Below are 3,618 nucleotides of genomic sequence, written 5' to 3' on the forward strand. Positions count from 1 at the left end.
GTGCAGGGCCTCAAGACCTATGTGACGGTCGGCGGCGCGCAGCGAGCCGCCGGCCCCGCCGACGAAAAGCACGGTGCAGAGCGCCGGCTCGCAATTGTCCTCGATCAGTTCAACCGACTTCCGCAGCCGCTCCGGGAAGGGTTTCTGCACCGGCTTCAATTCGTCGTCGAGCTCGTAATAGGCGAATTGCTCGCCGGTGGTCGAGACCATCAGCAGCGACATGCCGGGGCGCGCACCTTTTTTGGCGTTCCATTCACCAAGGATCGACAGCGGGTCGGAGATGCTGGTGCCGCCCCAGCCGAGGCCGGGCTCCGAGACCTTGAAATAACGGCCCGGCGTCGAACGGCGGCCGATGATCTTGATGCCGGTGTCCTGCCAGCCAAGCACCTTGCCGGCCTGATGCTCGGAGACGACGCCGGTGATGTGGTCGTCGACCACCACCACCTCGTCGACAAGGCCGCGCCACTGGGTGGCGAACATGCCGATGGTGGCCGAGCCGCAGCCGACGCGCATGCGCTGCTCGAGCTTGCCGTCGATGAACGGCGGCTTGCCGGCTTCGACGATGACGGTGGCGCCGCCGTCGATGACGAGCTCGACCGGCTTGCGGTTGCACAGGCTGAGCATGGCGTCGCAGGTGGCGCGCCCTTCAGCCTTCGAGCCGCCGGTCAAATGATGCACGCCGCCCAGCGACAGCATCTGCGAGCCGTATTCGCCGGTGGTGACATGGCCGATCGCCTCGCCTTGGGCACGGACCGTCGCCGTTTCGGGGCCGATATGACGGTCGGTGTCGATCTTCACCTTGACGCCGCAATAGGAGAAGATGCCCTCGGTGACGACGGTGACCAGATCGACGCCTTCGACCTCCTGGCTGACGATGAAGGGCGCCGGTTTGTAGTCGGGATAGGTGGTGCCGGCGCCGATGGCGGTGACGAAGCGGCGGCCGGTGTTGACCAGTTCGCCGTCCCAGCCCTTGCCTTCCTCGGCAAAGGGCACGACCGCGCCGCCTGTCTCGGCCGCGTGGTCGAGGATGGTCAGCGGATCCATCCGCACGATCCTGCCGCCGACATTGCCGTAGCGGTCGCAGGCGCCGGTGCGGCCATCGGCGATGTAGCACATGACCGGGCAGGCATCGCAGCGGATCTTCTCCGCCACCAGCTTCTCGCCGGGATCATGCGTCTCGAAGCGTTCGGCAAGCTCGCTCATCGGCGCGCCTCCTTGTCGAGGATGGCGGCGCGAATGCGCGTCGGCGTCGCCGGAATTTTGGTGACCAAGACGCCGGTTGCGTGGCGGATGGCGTTGAGGATCGCCGGCGCCGTCGGGATCAGCACATGCTCGCCCAAACCCTTGGCCCCGAAGGGTCCTTCCGGATCCGGAACCTCTATCAGGATGGTCTCGATCGGCGGCACGTCGCCGATCGTCGGGATCAGATAGTCGTGCAGGTTTTCGGTGCGGCCGGGGATGTATTCTTCCATCAGCGCCATGCCGATGCCTTGGGCGATGCCACCCTCGATTTGGCCTTCGGCAAGCAAGGGGTTGATGGCCTTGCCGACATCGTGCGCGGCGGTGATCTTTATCAATTTCACCGTGCCGAGTTTGAGGTCGACCTCGAGTTCGGCGATCTGCGCGCCATAACCATAGACGGCGTAAGGCTTGCCCTGGCCCTTAGCATCGAGCGGCTGCGTCGGCGGGTCGTAGCTTTCCTCGGCCCGGAAGATGAAGCCTTCGGTGTCTGCCTTCAGCGAGGAAAGATCGATGCGGCGCGTCGCTTCGCCTTCCCCGATGCTCAGGCTTGTACCATCCAGCGCAATCGCCGCCTTTTCCGAGACATTGGCGAAACGCAAGATCTCCTCGCGCAAGGCGCGGCCGGCCTTTTCGGCGGCCTTGCCGGTGACGAAGGTCTGGCGCGAGGCCGATGTCTTGCCGGCGTCGGGGGTGATCGCCGTGTCGGCGCCTTTCAGCCGGAGCTTTTCAAGCGGAAGACCCAACGCGTCGGCGCAGATCTGCGCGATGACAGTGTTCGAACCTTGCCCGATATCGACGGCGCCCTGATGCAGGACGACTTCGCCCGATACCGAGATGCCGACCTTGATGGTCGACGGATTGGGCAGCGAGGTGTTGCCGCAGCCGTACCAGCAAGAGGCGACGCCGACGCCGCGTCTTTTTTCGCTGCTGCGGGCGTTGAACGCTTCGGCATCACGAAGGGCATGCTGCCAATGTGAGCGGAGGGCCTCTAGGCAGTCGGCGATGCCGACGCCCGACTCGAGCCGCTGCCCGGTAACTGTTTCGGATCCGTTCCGAAGGCAGTTCTTCAGGCGAAAGTCGAGCCGATCCATGCCCAGCTTGTCGGCTAGCTCGTCATAGAGGGTCTCCTGCATGATCGTCGCCTGCGGCACGCCGAAGCCGCGAAAGGCGCCGGCAATCGGGCCATTGGTGTGGATGGCGCGGCCTTCGGCGCGATAGTTCGGCGTCGCATAGGGGCCGGAGGCGTGCACCGGCACGCGGTTGGCGACCGTCGGCCCCCAACTGGCATAGGCGCCGGTGTTGAAATCGCCGGCGAAGACCATGCCGGTGATGCGGCCGTCGGCATCGGCGCCGATGCTCGCTCTCATCCGAGCGGGATGGCGCTTGGTGGTCGAGATCATCGATTCGTTGCGGGTATAGGCGAGCGCCGCCGGCCGGCCGGTTTTCATGGCGACGAGGCCGATGAGCGGTTGCAGCGAGACGTCGAGCTTGGAGCCGAAGCCGCCGCCGGTGGCGGTCGGCACGATGCGCACCTTTTCCGGGGCAAGGCCGAGCACCTTTGCCGTGTCGTCACGGTCCATATAAGGCGCCTGCGTGCAAGCGACGACGACCAGCGTGTCGCCGTCCATGAAGGCATAGCCGGCCTCCGGTTCGATATAGGCGTGCTCGACATATGAGGTGTCGATGGCGCCGGAAACGACGAAAGCCGCGTCCGCGAGCGCGGCTTCGGGGTCGCCACGCTCGACGAAGCCGGAGGTGAGCAGGTTCGAGGGCCGGTTTTCATGGACCAGTGGCGCGCCGCCGGCCTGTGCTTCGCCAGTTTCCAGAAAATGCGGCAATTCGGTCCAACTGACAGGGAAATCGGCAAGGTCGAGATCGAGGATAGTCTCGCGTTCGCCGGCAACCAGCGCCACCGCCTCGCCGCGAAAGCGCGAAAACCCTTCGGCGAGCGCCGGCTGGTCGGCGAAGGGTGCGATGACGCCGAAACAATTCCTTCCCGGAATGTCGGCGGCGGTGAAGACGCCGGCAATGCCGGGACGGGATTTCACCCAGGCATCGAGATCGCCGAAGCTGAAGGCCGCATGATAATGCGGCGAGCGGACCACCAGCACCGACAATGCATCCATGGGGAAGGAATCGCCGCCGAATTTTTCGCCGCCGGTGACTTTCGGCACGCCATCGAGGCGGATCGGGGAGGAGCCGACGCCATGGCCGGACAATGGCATGCGCGGATCGAGACCATCGGTATAGCGCCAAGCATCCATTACCGCGGCAACGATCTTGCGATAGCCGGTACAGCGGCAGAGCACGCCGCCCAGCGCATCCTGCGTTTCGGCCTCGCTCGGGTAAGGCGTCCTGTCCAGGAGTGCCGTTGCG

At 65.3% G+C, this 3,618-nt stretch carries 2 protein-coding genes; both read right to left on the bottom strand.

The annotated features are described in order from the left end of the window. Positions 1 to 1,203, bottom strand: a 1,203-nt coding sequence (locus E5W70_RS31375; RefSeq protein WP_292665136.1) for a 6-hydroxynicotinate reductase, incomplete at its 3' end; no start/stop codon positions are given. Beyond that, positions 1,200 to 3,618: molybdopterin cofactor-binding domain-containing protein (locus E5W70_RS31380; RefSeq protein WP_292665138.1), on the bottom strand; the 2,419-nt coding region annotated here is incomplete at its 5' end. The genes E5W70_RS31375 and E5W70_RS31380, both read right to left, overlap by 4 nt.

The sequence above is a fragment of the Mesorhizobium sp. genome (assembly GCF_005063415.1).
GTDB lineage: Bacteria > Pseudomonadota > Alphaproteobacteria > Rhizobiales > Rhizobiaceae > Mesorhizobium.